This window comes from Pseudonocardia wallangbongensis (assembly GCF_054486945.1).
On sequence record NZ_JBRERS010000001.1, the window covers coordinates 71,503 to 87,505 of the forward strand.

General features: G+C 74.9%; 17 protein-coding genes. 3 read left to right on the forward strand and 14 right to left on the reverse strand.

Annotated features, from left to right (window positions below):
* Positions 1-17: 17 nt before the first annotated feature.
* The 3 genes from aroQ to ACU436_RS00370 are packed head-to-tail and all read right to left on the reverse strand — an operon-like array spanning position 18 to position 2,229.
* A complete protein-coding gene (gene aroQ / locus ACU436_RS00360; RefSeq protein WP_459020576.1) occupies positions 18-470 on the reverse strand; it encodes a type II 3-dehydroquinate dehydratase in 453 nt (150 codons plus the stop codon).
* A complete protein-coding gene (gene aroB / locus ACU436_RS00365; RefSeq protein WP_459020577.1) occupies positions 467-1,549 on the reverse strand; it encodes a 3-dehydroquinate synthase in 1,083 nt (360 codons plus the stop codon). Before aroB ends, aroQ begins: the two co-directional genes overlap by 4 nt.
* 59 nt (positions 1,550-1,608) lie before the next feature.
* Positions 1,609-2,229 carry a shikimate kinase gene (locus ACU436_RS00370; protein ID WP_459020578.1) on the reverse strand — a complete coding sequence of 207 codons (621 nt, stop codon included), beginning with the start codon at positions 2,227-2,229 and terminating at the stop codon, positions 1,609-1,611.
* 175 nt (positions 2,230-2,404) lie between these two features.
* Here ACU436_RS00370 and ACU436_RS00375 point away from each other — a divergent pair, with 175 nt between their 5' ends.
* A complete protein-coding gene (locus tag ACU436_RS00375) occupies positions 2,405-2,698 on the forward strand; it encodes a hypothetical protein (RefSeq protein WP_459020579.1) in 294 nt (97 codons plus the stop codon).
* A gap of 37 nt (positions 2,699-2,735) precedes the next feature.
* On the opposite strand, the gene aroC is transcribed toward ACU436_RS00375, so the two are convergent.
* Positions 2,736-3,935, reverse strand: coding sequence for a chorismate synthase (gene aroC / locus ACU436_RS00380; RefSeq protein WP_459020580.1), 1,200 nt, complete (start codon positions 3,933-3,935; stop codon positions 2,736-2,738).
* A gap of 13 nt (positions 3,936-3,948) precedes the next feature.
* Positions 3,949-4,677, reverse strand: a complete 729-nt coding sequence (locus tag ACU436_RS00385; protein WP_459020581.1) for a prepilin peptidase — start codon at positions 4,675-4,677, stop codon at positions 3,949-3,951.
* Positions 4,678-4,838: 161 nt separating this feature from the next.
* Here ACU436_RS00385 and ACU436_RS00390 point away from each other — a divergent pair, with 161 nt between their 5' ends.
* Positions 4,839-5,711, forward strand: coding sequence for a spermidine synthase (locus tag ACU436_RS00390; protein WP_459020582.1), 873 nt, complete (start codon positions 4,839-4,841; stop codon positions 5,709-5,711).
* 338 nt (positions 5,712-6,049) lie between these two features.
* Here ACU436_RS00390 and ACU436_RS00395 read toward each other — a convergent pair whose 3' ends face one another.
* The 6 genes from ACU436_RS00395 to shbA form a co-directional block, all read right to left on the reverse strand.
* Positions 6,050-7,420 carry an endolytic transglycosylase MltG gene (locus ACU436_RS00395; protein WP_459020583.1) on the reverse strand — a complete coding sequence of 457 codons (1,371 nt, stop codon included), beginning with the start codon at positions 7,418-7,420 and terminating at the stop codon, positions 6,050-6,052.
* Between the two features lie 179 nt (positions 7,421-7,599).
* On the reverse strand, positions 7,600-8,028 hold the full coding sequence (gene ruvX, locus ACU436_RS00400; protein ID WP_459020584.1) for a Holliday junction resolvase RuvX: 429 nt from the start codon (positions 8,026-8,028) through the stop codon (positions 7,600-7,602).
* The gene (gene alaS / locus ACU436_RS00405) at positions 8,025-10,685 is read right to left on the reverse strand and encodes an alanine--tRNA ligase (protein ID WP_459020585.1); all 2,661 of its coding nucleotides are present in this window, start codon (positions 10,683-10,685) and stop codon (positions 8,025-8,027) included. Before alaS ends, ruvX begins: the two co-directional genes overlap by 4 nt.
* Positions 10,686-10,794: 109 nt before the next feature.
* Positions 10,795-11,112: a hypothetical protein gene (locus ACU436_RS00410; RefSeq protein WP_459020586.1), complete on the reverse strand. Its 318-nt coding sequence runs from the start codon at positions 11,110-11,112 to the stop codon at positions 10,795-10,797.
* Positions 11,109-11,510, reverse strand: coding sequence for a DUF948 domain-containing protein (locus ACU436_RS00415; RefSeq protein WP_459020587.1), 402 nt, complete (start codon positions 11,508-11,510; stop codon positions 11,109-11,111). The genes ACU436_RS00410 and ACU436_RS00415 overlap by 4 nt, the downstream gene beginning before the upstream one ends.
* Before the next feature lie 127 nt (positions 11,511-11,637).
* Complete coding sequence (gene shbA, locus ACU436_RS00420; protein WP_459020588.1) at positions 11,638-12,357, reverse strand: RNA polymerase sigma factor ShbA; 720 nt, start codon at positions 12,355-12,357, stop codon at positions 11,638-11,640.
* Positions 12,358-12,787: 430 nt separating this feature from the next.
* On the opposite strand from shbA, the gene ACU436_RS00425 reads away from it, so the two are divergent.
* A complete protein-coding gene (locus ACU436_RS00425) occupies positions 12,788-13,522 on the forward strand; it encodes a TetR/AcrR family transcriptional regulator (RefSeq protein WP_459020589.1) in 735 nt (244 codons plus the stop codon).
* A 21-nt stretch (positions 13,523-13,543) separates the two neighbouring features.
* On the opposite strand, the gene ACU436_RS00430 is transcribed toward ACU436_RS00425, so the two are convergent.
* The 3 genes from ACU436_RS00430 to ddaH all read right to left on the reverse strand — a co-directional run bounded on the left by ACU436_RS00430 (position 13,544) and on the right by ddaH (position 15,966).
* Positions 13,544-13,813: a GlsB/YeaQ/YmgE family stress response membrane protein gene (locus ACU436_RS00430; RefSeq protein WP_459020590.1), complete on the reverse strand. Its 270-nt coding sequence runs from the start codon at positions 13,811-13,813 to the stop codon at positions 13,544-13,546.
* Between the two features lie 75 nt (positions 13,814-13,888).
* On the reverse strand, positions 13,889-15,115 hold the full coding sequence (rocD, locus tag ACU436_RS00435) for an ornithine--oxo-acid transaminase (protein ID WP_459022565.1): 1,227 nt from the start codon (positions 15,113-15,115) through the stop codon (positions 13,889-13,891).
* Between the two features lie 5 nt (positions 15,116-15,120).
* Positions 15,121-15,966 (reverse strand): dimethylargininase, encoded by an 846-nt coding sequence (gene ddaH / locus ACU436_RS00440; protein WP_459022567.1) that lies wholly within the window; start codon positions 15,964-15,966, stop codon positions 15,121-15,123.
* Positions 15,967-16,003 lie beyond the last annotated feature (37 nt).

Genomic DNA, 16,003 nt, shown 5'->3' on the forward strand with positions numbered 1-16,003 from the left:
CACCCTATGTGCCGCTCCTACGCCTGGGCCTGCGTGTGGGCGGCGATCCACCGCAAGGCCAGTGCGTAGCCGTCCACCCCGAGCCCGACGATCACGCCGGTGGCGACCCCGGAGATGTAGGAGTGGTGGCGGAACTCCTCACGCCGGTGCACGTTCGTGATGTGCACCTCGATCAGCGGCGCGGTGAGCTGGGAGCACGCGTCGCGCACCGCCACCGAGGTGTGGGTCCACGCGGCGGCGTTGAGCACCACCGGCGCGCCCGCGTCGGCGGCCTCGTGCAGCCAGCCCAGCAGCTCGCCCTCGTGGTCGGTCTGGCGGACCTCGACGTGGCAGCCCAGCTCGGCGCCGGTGCGCTCGCACAGCGCGACGAGGTCGGCGTAGGTGGTGCGGCCGTACACGGCGGGCTCCCGGGTGCCGAGCCGGCCCAGGTTCGGCCCGTTGAGCACGAGGACCCGGTTCTGCTCGCTCATGCCGACACCGCCGCGTACGCCCGCTCCAGCAGCTGCGGGTCCGGACCCTCCAGCCGCCCCGGCTTCGCCAACCCGTCCAGCACCACGAAACGCAACGTGCCCGCCCTCGCCTTCTTGTCGCCACGCATCGACTCGACCAGCTCGGGCAGCACCCCCGCCGCGTAGCCGACGGGCAGCCCGAGCGACTCGAGCACCGCCCGGTGCCGGTCGGCCGTGGCATCGTCGAGCCGGCCCGCGGCCCGCGCCAGCTCGGCCGCGAACACCAGGCCGACGCTCACCGCGGCGCCGTGGCGCCAGCGGTACTCCTCGCGCCGCTCGATCGCGTGCCCGAGCGTGTGGCCGTAGTTCAGGATCTCCCGCAGGTGCGACTCGCGCAGGTCCGCCGCCACCACGTCGGCCTTGACCCGGATCGAGCGCTCCACCAGCTCGGGCAGCACCGCGCCCGCCGGGTCCAGCGCCGCCGCCGCACCGGCCTCGATGCGCTCCAGGATCATCGGGTCGGCGATGAAGCCGGTCTTCACGATCTCCGCGCTCCCCGCCACCAGCTCCGGCGCCGGCAGCGTGTCGAGCACCGCCAGGTCGACGAGCACCGCGGTGGGCTCGTGGAACGCGCCGACGAGGTTCTTGCCCGCGGCCGTGTTGATGCCGGTCTTCCCGCCGACCGCCGCGTCGACCATCGCGAGCAGCGTGGTGGGCACGTGCACCACCCGCACACCGCGCATCCAGGTGGCCGCGACGAACCCGGCGAGGTCGGTGACCGCGCCACCGCCCAGCGACACGACGACGTCGCCCCGCGTCAGGCCGATCCGGCCGCAGACCTCCCAGCAGAAGCCGGCGACGGCCAAGGCCTTGCCGTCCTCGGCGTCCGGGACCTCCACGCGGTGCGCGTCGACGCCCGCGTCCGAAAGCTCTTCCCGGACCGCCTCCGCCAGGTCGGCCAGCGCCGGCTGGTGCACGATCAGCGCGGCCGCCGCGTCCAGCCCGTTGACGGTGGCCGCCAGCTCCGCGCGGACCCCGCGGCCCACGAGCACCGGGTACGGCCGCTCCGTGGCCACGTCGATCCGCACCGTCGAAGTCACGGCGATCACCCTACTGACGGCCGCTGCGCCCAGAGGTTGACGGGTCGGCGCCGGTCGGTTCAGAGCCGGACGGTGGGGTCCGGCAGCGTGGAGCCACCCCGCGGGGTGGGCCGGTCGAGCGGGTCGTCCGGGTCGACCGGGTCGGGCGCGGCGGAGGCAGGAATCTCGCCGAGCGCTTCCAGCACCGCCCGCGCCACCTGGTTGGGGCTGCGGCGGTCCGTGGCGACCTCCACGGTGGCCACCTCCCGGTACAGCGGCGCCCGCGCGTCGAGGAGTGCCTTGAACGTGGCACGCGGGTTGACGCCCGCGAGCAGCGGCCGCGCCGTGGACATGCCGGTGCGCCGCAGCCCGTCGGCCAGCCCGACGGACAGGTGCACGACCCGGTGGGCCCCCAGCAGCGCGCGGGTCTCGGCCGCGAGGACGGCACCGCCGCCGAGGGCGAGCACCCCGTCGTGGTTCGCCAGCGCCTCCGCGACGACCTCCCGCTCGATGCGCCGGAACCCGTCCTCACCGTCCTGGAGGAACAGGTCGGCGATCGCCCGCCCGGTGCGCTCCACGATCATCGCGTCGACGTCGGCGAAGGCGACGCCGAGGCGCCGGGCCAGGACGCGACCGACCGTGGTCTTCCCGGACCCGGGCGGACCGACGACGACGAGCGTGGGGCGACTCTCGACAGGCACGCAACCAGCGTAGTGACCGCCGGGAAGACCCGGTGCAGGCACGTACGGGTGCTCCTGCCCGGCTCCGTCGGCGGCCCGATCGGAGATCAGATATCGTGCGCCAGGACCGCGATTCCGCACGATCGGAGCAGCTGGTGACCCACCGCGAGAGCGAGCGGCGCAGCGAGGGCGATCGGTGACCCACCCGGACGCCATGCCCCTGCCGCCGGACGGGCCCACGCCCGCGCGGGAGCAGCTTCCGCTCCCCCGCCGCCGACGCCAGTCGCACATCGAACCGCAGCTGCGCGCCCCCGGTGGCATCGACTCCGGGACGCCGTTCACCGCTTTCGTGGCCGACGACGACCCCGAGCCCACCGCGGCCGGCCCGGCCGAGTGCCGCGAGCGGGGCAAGCCGTCGGAGCGCGCCGCGGCCTTCCACGCGGGGACCCACCGCGGCCGCGGCGGCGCCCGGGAACGCGCCGAACCCTGACGATCCGCGCGAGCGGCCCGCGGGTGGCGCCGCTGCCTCAGTCCACCGTGTCGGCCGGCGTGGTGCCGGTGGGCGTCGTGTCGAGGTACCCGCGCAGGTTGCGGCGGGTCTCGGCGAGGGAGTCGCCGCCGAACTTCTCCAGCGCGGCCTCGGCCAGCACCAGCGCGACCATCGCCTCGGCCACCACGCCCGCCGCCGGTACGGCGCAGACGTCGGAGCGCTGGTGGATCGCCAGCGCGGGCTCGCCGGTGGCCACGTCGACGGTGCGCAGCGCCCTCGGGACCGTGGAGATCGGCTTCATCGCGACCCGCACCCGCACCGGCTCACCGTTGGTCATGCCGCCCTCGATGCCGCCGGCCCGGTTGGACAGGCGCTGCACCGGCTCACCGGGCACCATCTCGTCGTGCGCGGCGCTGCCGCGCCGGCGGGCCGTGCGGAAGCCGTCGCCGATCTCGACGCCCTTCATCGCCTGGATGCCCATGAGCGCCCCGGCGAGCCGCGCGTCGAGCCTGCGGTCGCTCTGCACGTACGAGCCGATGCCCACCGGGAGGCCGTAGGCGATCACCTCGACCACGCCGCCGAGCGTGTCGCCGTCCTGCTGCGCGGCGTCGACCTCGGCGACCATGGCCGCGGTGGCCTCGTCCGTCCAGGCCCGCACCGGGCTCGCGTCCACGCGATCCAGGTCGCCCGGACCGGGGGCCTCGCCCTCGGGCGCCTCCGCGGCGCCGAGCGCCACCACGTGCGACACGATCGCGACGTCGAAGGCCTGGGCCAGGAACGCCCTCGCGACGGTGCCCAGCACGACCCGCGCCGCGGTCTCGCGGGCGCTGGCGCGCTCCAGGACCGGCCGCGCGTCGTCGAAGCCGTACTTCGTCATCCCCGCGAGGTCGGCGTGACCGGGACGGGGCCGGGTGAGCGGCGCGTTGCGGGCCCGCCCGGCGATCAGCTCGGGGTCGACGGGATCGGCCGCCATGACCGTCTCCCACTTCGGCCACTCGGTGTTGCCGATGCGGACCGCGACCGGGCCGCCCTGGGTGACGCCGTGCCGGATCCCGCCGATGACCTCGAGCTCGTCGGCCTCGAACTTCATCCGCGCACCCCGGCCGTAGCCCAGGCGGCGGCGCGCGAGCTCCGCGGCGACCTCCTTGGTGGTGATCCCGACCCCGGCGACCATGCCCTCCAGCACGGCGACCAGGGCAGGACCGTGGGACTCCCCGGCGGTGATCCAGCGCAGCACGATCGGGATTCTCTCACCTCCCCCACCTGTCCGGCCCCGCACCCAGTGCGAGGAGCACGACCGCAACCAGCCAGGTGGCGAGCAGCATCGAGGGCCCGTGCGGCACCGCCCGAGCCACGAGCCGCCGCCCGCGCGGCGGCCCCGGCCCCGCAGTGGCCGGCGCCCGGGCCCCGGACCGCGCGGGCGAGCCGATCGCGGCGAGCACGACCGTGAACGTCGCGGCCGCCACCGCCCCCAGCACGAGCGCCGGCCACGTCACCGCCGCCAGCACCGCACCCAGCGGGGCGGCGAGCTTCACGTCGCCCGCGCCGACCGCCCGCGCGTCGACGAGGTGGAGCGCGAGGTGCGCCGCGGCGGCCACGGCCCCGCCACCCGCGCCCCGGACGACCGCCTCCGGGCCCACCGGCAGCAGGAGCACCAACGCGACCGGCAGCGCCGGCACCGTGAGCGCGTTCGGCAACCGCCGGTGCCGCAGGTCGACCGCGCCGGCCGCGACGGTGAGCCACCCCAGCCCCAGCAGGGCGGGTACCCACTCCCCCGGCACCCCGCCTGCGGCCCACGCCGCTCCCGTGGCCGCCCAGAGCGCGGCCACCCCCAGCTCGCACCGGGGCGGCGGGATCCGGGTGCCTCGGCGGAGCCGGCGCAACAGCACCCGCGCACCGGCGCCGGCCCAGACACCGGCACCGGCGGACATCACGACCGGCAGCGCGATCCCCACCTGCACGCTCCCCGTCCCGACCATGTCCTTCAGCCCCTCCCCGCCACCGCTGCGTGCTGTCGATGTTCGGCGTGGGGGCGGCCCCGGCCGAGCGCCGCCGCGGATCTGTGGACGGCCGGACCGCGAGGTGGACAACCCGCCGGCCGCCGAGGGCGGCGCGGGCGGCGGCAGGGCAGGATCGAGGGGTGCAGGATCGGGGCGTGCAGCAGCGGGTGGCGCGGGCGGTCGTCACCGCCGAGGTTGATCACGGGACGGCCGAGCTCGTCGGCGACCCCGACCGGCCGCAAGGCTGGACCCTGCTGCTGGACGGCACGGCGCAGTCGCACGTCGACCTCGACGACCCCACGCACCTCGAGTTCGAGTACGTGCGGCGCCTCGCGCACGTCGCCGACCTCATGGCCCCGCCCACCGCGCCGCTCCGGGCGCTGCACCTCGGCGGTGGCGCCTGGACCCTCGCCCGCTACGTCGCCGCCACCCGCCCCCGGTCCCCCCAGCGGGTGGTCGAGCTGGACGGGGGCCTCGTCGAGCTCGTCTCCTCCCGGCTACCCGCCGACGGCACCGGCATCGAGGTCGTCGTCGGCGATGCGAGGGCCACGCTCGCCGACGTGCCCGCGGGCTCGGCCGACCTGCTGGTGCTCGACGTGTTCGCCGGTGCGCGCACGCCGGCGCACCTCACCTCGGTGGAGTTCGTGCGCGCCGCGGCCGCCGTGCTCACCGACGGCGGGATCTACGCCGCGAACGTCGCCGACGGCGGGTCGCTCGCGTTCGCCCGCACGCAGGTCGCGGCCGCCGCCGCGGTGTTCGCGGAGGTCGCCGTGCTGGCGGTGCCGCAGCTGCTCCACGGGCGCCGGTTCGGCAACCTCGTCCTCGTCGCGTCCGCGGAGCCGCTACCGGTGGTCGAGCTCGCGCGGCGGGCCGCGGGTGACCCGTTCCCGGCGCGGGTGCTCACCGGGCCCGAGCTCCGCCGCTTCGCCCACGGTGTCGCGGTGCCCGTGGACGGTGCCGCGACACCGTCCCCGATCCCCCCGCCGGGCTTCTTCGGCAGGCCCGAGGACTAGTGGTTCTCCTCGTTCGGGTCCCCGGGTAACCCGCGCTGCACCTGCACCGCGGCCGTGCGGGCCCGGGGCGCGCGGAATCGATGCCGAGTCCGTGGACCGCGCGGATCGGTTCCGCGGGACGCACCGGACCCTCGCCGAGGCCGTGACCGGTGACGCAGCGGCTGGCCGGGTACGGCCTGCCCGCACCGCGCAGCAGCGCAGCCCGTGATCGATGCGACCAGCACGACGCTGCGGCCGCGGCAACGCCGAGGTGCTGCTCGCGGCACGTGATCGGTTCGAGCAGTGCACCGGCGCTGTCCCGGCGACCACAGCGTGCAACTCGCTGCGATCACGACCGGTCAGAAGGCGCCGTTCTGGCGCGCGGCGCGCACGTTGTCGTTGTGCTCCTCGATCGTCGCCCCGAAGCAGGACGTGCCGTCGGTCTGGCAGCGCACGAAGTACAGCCAGGGCCCCGGCTCGGGTTCCAGCGCCGCGGCGATCGCCTCCTTGCCGGGCGCCGCGATCGGCGTGGGCGGGAGGCCGGCGACGGCGTAGCTGTTGTACGGGCCCGGTCGCGACCGGTCCTCCGCGGTGGTGCGCAGCGCCTGCAGGTCCAGCGGGTAGTTCACCATCGAGTCCAGTTCGAGCCGCCGCCCGGCGCCGAGCCGGTTGTAGATCACCCGGGCCACCTTCGGCATGTCCGGGTTGATCGCCTCCTTCTCCACGAGCGAGGCGATCGTGAGCACCTCGTACGGGCTGGAGCCGATGCTCTGCGCGCCGGCGACCAGGCCGGCCGCCTCGAGCCGCGCCCCTGAGGTGGCGAGCAGGCCGTGCAGGACGTCGACGGCGGTCTCGCCGGGGGGGACGTCGTACCGGCCGGGTACGAGCAGGCCTTCGAGCCGTCGCCGCGGTTCGGCGGCCGACACGCCTTCGAGGGCCCACTCGGGCACGCCGAGGGTGGCCGGGTCGGTGTCGGTCATGGCCGAGCGCAGCTCGTCGACCGAGACGCACCGCTCCTCGCCGTCCAGCCGGGCGCAGGTGGCCTCCGAGATCAGGGTCAGCACTCCCGGTGCGACCGAGCCGTCGGGCGCCCGCGTGTCGTCGAGCTGGACGCCGCCGCGGATGTCCAGCTGGCCGACGCGGGCGGCCGGGTCCAGCAGCATCTCCACGGCCGCGGCCCCCGACATCTGCCGACGCAGCTGGTAGAAGCCCGGCTGCACGCCGCGGATGCGGTCCTCGTCCTCGGCGGCGCGGGTGAACGACTCCGGGGCCGCCACCACGCCGTTCTGCGCGAGAACGGCGCCGATCTGCCTGGTGGAGTCGCCGTCCTCCACCTCGATCACGACGTCACCCGTGCCGTTCCCCTCGAAGTCGGGGACGGCGAACCAGGTGACGAACGAGTACACCCCGGCCGTCGCGACCCCACCGAGCAGGAGCACCGCGAGCAGGAGCACCGTGGTGCGCCTGCGCTTCTTCCGCGGCGGCTTCGCGGGCGCGTCGTCCTGCTCGGGTGCGCGGGGTTCGGGCACGTCCTCGGGACGCGGGCCGGTCGCCGGCACGTCCCGGCGGGCGGCCTGCCCGTGCCGGGCGGGCCCGGCCGGGCCGGGCCGGCGCGGTCCGGCGGGCACCCTCGGCCCGACCACCGGCACCGGCTCCGTGTTGGGGCCCGGGTCCGTGATCGGGGCGGGCCGCATCGCCGGGTTCGAACCGTTCCGCGGCACGGGGGGCATCGGCGGCATGGGCGGCCTGGTCTGCGGCCGCGCCGGTGGGACCGGACGCGACCCGGGCCGCTCGCCGGCACCCGCGGAGCGGGGCGGCCGTCGGTGGTCCCATCCGTCCGGGTTCACGACACCGGAGAGTAGCCATGGGTCGTCCGGTCGGGCGTCACGGCCCCCGAACCGTTGCATGATCAGCCGCGCCGGTGCGCGTCCAGCCAACCCTGCAGGATCGCGACGGCGGCGGCCTGGTCCACCACGGCCCGCTGCTTGCGGCCCTTCACGCCGCGCTCCCGCAGCTGCCGGGTGGCCACCACGGTGGTGAGCCGCTCGTCGGACAGCTCGACGGGCACGGTGAGCACGCCCGAGAGGGCGTCGGCGAAGGCGCGGGCCGCCTCGGCGGCGGGACCGTCGCGACCGGCGAGGGTGCGGGGCAGCCCGACGACCACCCCGACCGCCTCGTGCTCGGCCGCGAGTGCGGCGATGGCCCGCAGGTCGGTTCCCCCGTCGACGTCGCGCGGGACCGTGACCAGCGGGGTGGCCAGTACGCCGTCCGGGTCGCAGACCGCGACCCCGACCCGGACGGCGCCGACGTCGATGCCGAGCAACCGTCCGCGGTTCACCCGTGCAGCGCGCCGCGCAGCGCGGCCACGGCGTCGGGGACGCCGGCGGCGTTGGTGCCCCCGCCCTGGGCGAGGTCCGGTTTGCCGCCGCCGCGGCCGCCGACGGCCGGGGCGAACGCCGGGATCAGCTTCCCGGCGGCGAGGCCCCGGTCGCGGGCCGCGGCCGTGGTGGCGACGACGAACGACACCTTGCCCCCGTCGGCCGAGAAGAGCGCGACGACGCCGGGCCGCGCACCCAGCCGGCCGCGGACGTCGGAGGCGAGCGCGCGCAGGTCGTTGCCGCCGACGCCGTCCGGGGCGGCGACCGCGACGAGCGCGACCCCGTCGACGTCCTCCGCGCCGTCGGCGAGCGCGCCGGCCGAGGAGAGCACGGCGTCGGCGCGGACCTTCTCCAGCTCCCGCTCGGCCTGCCGCAGCCGCTCGACGATCCCGCCGATGCGCTCGGGCAGCTCCTCGGGCCGGGCCTTGAACTGCTCGGCCAGCTGGGAGACCAGCACGTGCTCCTTGGCGAGGAACCGGAACGCGTCGAGCCCGACGAGTGCCTCCACCCGGCGCACACCGGACCCGATCGAGGCCTCCGAGAGCAGCTTCACCAGCCCGAGCTGCCCGGAGCGGTGCACGTGGGTGCCGCCGCACAGCTCGCGGGAGTAGTCGCCGATCTCGACGATGCGCACCCGGTCCCCGTACTTCTCGCCGAACAGCGCGAGCGCCCCGAGCTTGCGGGCCTCGTCCTGGGAGGTGATGAACCAGCGGACCTCCTCGTCGTTCTGCAGGACCGCGTTCACCTCGTCCTCGACGTCGGTGAGCACTGACGTCGGCACGGCCCCGGCGGGCGAGGTGAAGTCGAACCGCAGCCGTCCGGGCGCGTTGAGCGAGCCGGCCTGGGCGGCGGCGTCGCCGAGGTGCTTGCGCATGCCGGCGTGCACGAGGTGGGTGGCCGAGTGCGACCGCGACACCGCGCCGCGCCGGGTGGTGTCGACCTCGGCGTGCACGGTGGCGTCGACGCGGGCCTCGCCGGCGGTGACGGTGCCCCGGTGCACGACCAGCCCGGTCACCGGCGACTGCACGTCGTCCACGTCGACGGTGAACCCGTCGCCCCGGATCCACCCGGTGTCGGCGAGCTGGCCGCCGCCCTCGGCGTAGAACGGCGTGCGGTCGAGCACGACCTCCACCTTCGTGCCCGCGCCCGCGGCGGGAACGCCGCCCCCGTCGACGACGAGCCCGACGACGCGGGCCTCGGACGCGAGGTCGGTGTAGCCGAGGAACTCGCTGCCGCCCGCGGCGTCCAGCACGGCGCGGTAGACGGAGGCGTCGCCGTGGCCCACCTTGTGCTTGGCGGCGTCGGCCTTGGCGCGGGCGCGCTGCTCCTCCATCAGTGTGCGGAAGCCCTGCTCGTCGACGGACAGCCCGGCCTCGGAGGCCATCTCGAGCGTGAGGTCGATCGGGAAGCCGTACGTGTCGTGCAGCTGGAACGCCTTGTCGCCGGCGAGGTGGCTGCCGCCGGCCTCCTTCGTGGCCGTGACGGCGGTGTCGAAGATCCGCGAACCGGCGGTGAGCGTGGCGAGGAAGGCCTCCTCCTCGGCGCGCACGACCGCCGAGATCCGTTCGAAGTCGGTGACGAGCTCGGGGTAGGACGGGGCCATCGCGTCGCGCACCACCTCGGCGAACGAGCCGAGCACCGGCTCGTGCACGCCGAGCAGCCGGGCCGAGCGGACGATGCGGCGCAGCAGCCTGCGCAGGACGTAGCCGCGGCCCTCGTTCGAGGGCGTGACCCCGTCGCCGATGATCATCACGCCGGAGCGCGCGTGGTCGGCGATCACCCGGAAGCGGACGTCGTCGGTGTGATCGGCGCCGTAGCGCCGGCCCGAGAACTCCTCGGCACGGGCGATCACCGGCCGGACCAGGTCGGTCTCGTAGACGTTCTCGACGCCCTGCAGCAGGTAGGCCACCCGCTCGACGCCCATGCCGGTGTCGATGTTCTTCTTCGGCAGGCTGCCGACCGGCGGGTACCCCTCCTTCGGGGACCGCTCGCCGCGCTCGTCCTGCATGAAGACGAGGTTCCAGATCTCCAGGTAGCGGTCCTCGTCGACCTCGGGCCCGCCCTCGCGGCCGTGCTCGGGCCCGCGGTCGAAGAAGATCTCGGAGCAGGGCCCGCCCGGACCGGGGATGCCCATGTCCCAGTAGTTGTCCTTGCCGCTGCGGCGCTGGATCCGCTCCGCCGGGAGGCCGGTGATCCGGCGCCACAGCTCGAAGGCCTCGTCGTCGTCCTGGTAGACGGTGGGCCAGATGCGGTCCGGGTCGAAGCCGTAGCCGCCCGCGTCCTGGCTGCCCGTGACCAGGTTCCAGGCGTGCTCGATCGCGCGTTCCTTGAAGTAGTCGCCGAAGGAGAAGTTCCCGGCCATCTGGAAGAACGTGTTGTGGCGGGTGGTCCTGCCGACCTCGTCGATGTCGCCGGTGCGCACGCACTTCTGGATCGAGGTGGCCCGCGGGTACGGCGGCGGTACCTGCCCGAGGAAGTACGGCTTGAACTGCACCATCCCCGCGTTGACGAAGAGCAGGTTGGGGTCGTCGAGGATCAGGGAGGCGCTGGGCACGCGGGTGTGCCCGGCGCTCGTGAAGTGGTCGAGGAAACGACGGGTGATCTCGTGGGTCTGCACGGTTGGCTTCCAAGGGTCGAACGGGAGGCAGGCGTCCTCAGGCGGCGCGGCCCAGTCTCCCGCAGCGAGCGGGACACGGAACGGCAGGGGGACGCGCGCGCAGGCGCGGTCAGGCCCCTGCCCGGCGCGCTCGCGCGCGAGGGGACGGCCGGTACGCGGGGGCCGGCTCGTCGAACGCGTCACTCACGGCGGGCAACGGGGCGCCGGTGCGGCGCTCCACGAGGTCGGTGAGCTCCCGCTCCCGCTCGGTCATCCCGGCGCGCACCTCGGCGCCGAACGCGCCCAGCCCGGCGCCGAGCTCGCGCAGGCCGTCGGCGACGTTGGCCCCCACCCCGGCCGGGGTGAGCGCATGGGCCGCCTCGGACGCGCGCCGCGTGGCGTACACGCCCACGGCGAGCCCCACCCCGAGCCAGAACAGGCGTTTCACTTCCGCCGCCCCCTCCGGCCGGGCCGCGAGTGGGCACCGGCGTCGCGCCCGGAGCGGCGGGCCTTGATCGCCTTGTTCAGGCCGTAGCTGAACGCCGCGGCCCGCACCAGGGGACCGCCGAGGGTGGCGGTGAACAGCGACGTGAGCACCGAGACGTTGCTCGACACCGTGCGCGCGCTGGAGGTGATGCCGTCGACCCGCTCCAGCTGCGTGTTCACCTGGTGCAGCGTGGTCTGGGCGTCCCGCAGCAGCGGGTCGCTGCCCTCGTGGGCCTTGCGGATGGCGATGGTGGCCTCGTCGAGCGTGCGGCCGAGCTTCAGGAGCGGGACGGCCAGCAGCAGCACGAGGACCACGAAGGCCCCCGCGGCAACGAGCGCCGCGATCTGGCCAGCCGACACGAAGCCTCCCCGGATCCTGCACGGCGACCACCCCGATCGCCGTTCTTGATCTCCTCAGGTTACTCCCCGCCCGCATCCCGTTACCGTCAGGGCGCGCCGAGGCATCCGGCCGATGACCCGGGGTTTCCTACTCGTCGTCGGCCGGCTCGTCCGCGGCGACGGCCTCGACGTCGACACCCGCCTCGATGGCCATGAGGATCTTGCGGCGCAGCCGGTTGAGCGCCCGGTGCTGGGTGACGCGGACCGCGCCCGGGGTGGACCCGACGGCCTGCGCGGTCTCCTCGGCCGAGAGCCCGACCGCGATGCGCAGCACGAGCACCTCGCGCTGCCGCGGCGTGAGCAGGTGCAGCAGCGCGCCGAGCCGCTCGGTGAGCTCGACCTGGAGCAGGTGGTGCTCCGGCCCGTCGTGGACGAGCGGGGTGTCGGGGATGTCGGCCACGGGCTCGCTCCGGTTGCGGCCGATGGCCCGGAACGCGTCGGTGACCTTGTGGGCGGCGATGCCGTAGACGAAGGCGCGGAACGACAGCCCGCGCAGCGTGTAGCCGGGCAGGGCGTTGACGACGGCGAGGCAGACCTCCTGCGCGACGTCGTCGGCCGAGCCCATCACGGTCTCCTGGCGGCCCAGCCGGGCCCGGCAGTACCGCAGCACGAGCGGGTGGATCTCGGCGAGCAGCCGTTCCCGGGCCCGCGGCTCGCCGGCGACGGCGGCCCGCAGCAGGCTCTCCAGCAGCGGCGGATCGGTCTCCGCCACGGTGCCGAGCACCGGAACGGTGATGTCGGGCAGCGGCAGCGGCAGCGGGATCGGGTCGGCGCTCGGGCCGCCGGAGGCGACCGCGGGGGCGCTCATGGCCGGACTGCCGTGACGAACGGGACTGCCGTGACGGGCGACGTGGTGGCGGACGCTGCCCCGAGACGTCGGCGGAAACGGTCGGACAACAGATCGGTCGCGTTCATCGGGTTCCCCTCCCCTGCACCCTGCGGACGCACCGCGGGCGACTGCGTGCCGCCGGTCGGCCGGACGGCGCGTACTGCGTTCGTGCGGAGTCGTGCTCGGTGTTACTGATCTGCGTTGCCCATGCTGAGGAGGAGTGGCCGGAGCGGCCGGTGATACCTGCCCAGTCCCCCGACTGCAGGCGCCCGCCCGTTCCGGTTCCCTCCGGCCGATCACCGCCGTGCCCTGCGGCAATCGGGTCGTTCGACGTTCAAGCACGGAGTTTGGGTCCAACCCAAGTTGGAGTCAAGAGCAGTTCGACTCGAAAGCGGTTACGCTGCGCTCAATGGCAGCCTCCGCCGCCGCTGAACCGGACGATCCGCGCGCCCGGGCGGCACAGACGAAGCGCGACCGTACGCGACGGGCGCTGCTGGACGCCGCCGATGCCACGTTCGGCAGCCGGGGGTGGGCGGACACCCGGATGGAGGACATCGCGGCCGCGGCCGGGGTCAGCGCCGCGACGGCCTACAACCACTTCCCGTCGAAGCACGTGCTCGTCGGCTGCGTGTACGAACCGCTGGTGCGTCCGCTGCTGACCGAGGCCCAGCACGACATCGCCATCGGCCGGCCCGTGGCGGACGCGCTCACCGACCAGATCAGGGCCCTCGCCCGGATCAGCGGGCGGAACCGCAAGCTCACGGCCGCCTTCTGGTCGGCGGTCGAGGAGTACACGATCAAGGTTTCCGGCCCGCCGAACCCGGCCGACGACGTCGACCCGCGCACGCTGGCGCCCGTGCCCACCCCGCTGCGGAAGCTGATCGAGCACGGCCAGCGCACGGGCGAGCTGCGCCCGTTCCCGAGCGCGCTCGAAGTGAGCGGAATGGTCGTCAACCTGCTGCTGCTGCGCAGCATCAATCGGCAGGACGAGCCCGCAGAGCTCACGGCGGAGCTGCTGCTGACCGTGCTGTTCGGGATGCTGCGCCCCGAACTGCTCGCGAACGCCGGTACCGATGAGCGGCCGTTCCGCCGAGCAGGTTCGGACGAGCGGCCCGCACCACCGGGCGACCGCCCCGAATCGTGACCGCCGGGCGGTCGGGCGTGGTCAGGCGCGGTTGCGCTTGCGCCCGGTGATCTGGTTGTACGCGATGAGCACGACGATCGCGCCGATGATCGACCCGATCCACCCGGTGGGCTCGAAGCCGCGCAGGCCACCCGTCAGCAGCCCGAAGATCAGCCCGCCGACCACGGACCCCACGCAACCCAGGACGATCGTGCGAAGGATTCCGATGTCGTCCTTGCCGGGCACGATGGCGCGGGCGATGTAGCCCGCGATCAGCCCGAACACGATCCAGCCCACGACCGTCCAGAACATCCCGTTCTCCCCTCTCGGCTGCTGCGGCGCCGAGGGTACCCCGAGAAGATCAGCGGGGAAGACCAGTGGGGAAGATCAGTGCGCAGCGAGCTCGGCCAGCGACCGGGAGAGCGCGTCGACCGCGAAATCGATCTCCTCCTCCGTCACCACCAGCGGTGGGGACAGCCGGATCGTCGAGCCGTGGGTGTCCTTCACCAGCACGCCCCGCCGGGCCAGCGCCTCGCTGACCGCCCGGCCGGTGCCGAGGCGCGGGTCGACGTCGACGCCCGCCCACAGGCCGGTGCACCGCACCGCCTCGACACCGTGGCCCACGAGGCCGGTCAACCGGGCCTGCAGCGCCGCCCCCAGGCGCCGCGCGGCCGCCAGCACGCCGTGCGGCCCGGTGTCGGCGAGCAGGCCCAGCACGGCGCGGCCGACCGCGCAGGCGAGCGGGTTGCCACCGAACGTGCTGCCGTGCTGGCCGGGTCGCAGCACGCCGAGCACGTCGTCGTCGGCGACCACGGCCGAGAGCGGCAGGATCCCGCCGCCCAGCGCCTTGCCCAGCAGGTACACGTCGGCGTCGGTTCCCGCGCCCCGCGTCGCGAGGACGTGCCCGGTGCGGCCCAGGCCGGACTGCACCTCGTCGGCCACGAAGAGCACGCGGGCGGCGTCGCAGAGCGCCCGGACGCCGGCCAGGTAGCCGTCGGGCGGCACGATCACGCCGGCCTCCCCCTGCACGGGCTCGAGCAGCACGGCCACCGTGTCCGGGGTGACGGCCGCGGCGAGCGCGTCCAGGTCGCCGTAGGGCACGACGTCGAAGCCGGGGGTGAACGGCCCGAAACCGCCACGGGCGTCGGGGTCGGTGGAGAAGCCGACGATGCTGATCGTGCGGCCGTGGAACCCGCCGGCGGCCACGACGATCCGCGCCCGGTCCGCCCGCACGCCCTTGACCTCGTACCCCCACTTGCGCGCCACCTTCAGCCCGCTCTCGACGGCCTCCGCGCCGGTGTTCATCGGCAGGACCCGCTGCTTGCCGACGAGCGCCGCCAGCTCCGCGCAGAACGGGCCCAGCTGGTCGTTGCCGAACGCGCGGCTGGTGAGCGTGAGGTGGTCGAGCTGGCGGTGCGCGGCGGCGACGAGCGCGGGGTGGCGGTGGCCGAAGTTGAGGGCGGAGTAGCCCGCCAGGCAGTCGAGGTAGTGGCGGCCCTCGACGTCGGTGACCCACGCCCCGCTGCCCTCGGCCACCACGACGGGCAGCGGGTGGTAGTTGTGCGCCGAGTGCCGTTCGACGAGCTCCTCGTGGGCTTCCGTCGCCGACTGCATGAGCGTCACGAGCGCACCTCCAGCGTGCAGCACTTCGGTCCGCCGCCCCCTTTGAGCAGCTCGGACAGGTCGACGGGCACGGGTGTGTACCCGCGCTCGCGCAGCGTGGCGGCCAGGCCGGTGGCCGGTGCGGGGAGCACGACGTTCCGGCCGTCGCTCACGGCGTTGAGGCCGAGCACGGCCGCGTCGGCCGGGTCGGCGACCACGGCGTCGGGGAACCGCGTCCGCAGCATCTCCTGGGACGCGGGGTCGAACGCGGCGGGCAGCCAGGCGATCGTCGAGTCGTCGAGCACGGCCACCGCCGTGTCGAGGTGGTAGAAGCGCGGGTCGACCAGCCGGAGCGGGACCACCTCGCGCCCGAGCGCCGCGGCGGCCTCGGCGTGGGCGCGGGGGTCGGTGCGGAAACCGTGTCCCGCGAGCACGACGCCGCCGACGGCCAGGAGGTCGCCCTCGCCCTCGTTCACGAACTCCGGGTCGACCACGCGGTAGCCCGCCGCCTCGAACCAGGCGAGGTAGGCGCCGGCCTCCGCCGCGCGCTCGTGGTGGCGGAACCGGGCGCCGAGCACCGTGCCGCCGACGACGGTGGCGCCGTTGGCGGCGTACACCATGTCGGGCAGGCCGGGGACCGGGTCGATCAGCTCGACGCGGTGGCCCAGGTCCAGGTAGGTCTGCCGCAGCGCCTCCCACTGGGCGAGGGCCCGCCCGCGGTCGACGGGCGCGCCGGGGCGCATCCACGGGTTGATGGCGTAGCGGACCTCGAAGTGCGCGGGCCGGCACATCAGGTAGTGGCGCTGACGGGCGACGGGTTCGGGGGCCGCAACCGGCCGGGGGAGGATGCTGGTCACATTGATCACGGTAGGAAGGGGCCCGGTCGACCGACAATCGCGA

Bases quoted from the DNA above. Each gene is read 5' to 3' on its own strand.
- ACU436_RS00430 (WP_459020590.1), bottom strand. From the start codon at position 13,813: ATGTTCTGGACGGTCGTGGGCTGGATCGTGTTCGGGCTGATCGCGGGC.
- ACU436_RS00395 (WP_459020583.1), bottom strand. From the start codon at position 7,420: ATGCCCCCCGTGCCGCGGAACGGTTCGAACCCGGCGATGCGGCCCGCC.
- ACU436_RS00385 (WP_459020581.1), bottom strand. From the start codon at position 4,677: ATGGTCGGGACGGGGAGCGTGCAGGTGGGGATCGCGCTGCCGGTCGTG.
- rocD (WP_459022565.1), bottom strand. From the start codon at position 15,115: ATGCAGTCGGCGACGGAAGCCCACGAGGAGCTCGTCGAACGGCACTCG.
- aroQ (WP_459020576.1), bottom strand. From the start codon at position 470: ATGAGCGAGCAGAACCGGGTCCTCGTGCTCAACGGGCCGAACCTGGGC.
- ACU436_RS00425 (WP_459020589.1), top strand. From the start codon at position 12,788: ATGGCAGCCTCCGCCGCCGCTGAACCGGACGATCCGCGCGCCCGGGCG.
- shbA (WP_459020588.1), bottom strand. From the start codon at position 12,357: ATGAGCGCCCCCGCGGTCGCCTCCGGCGGCCCGAGCGCCGACCCGATC.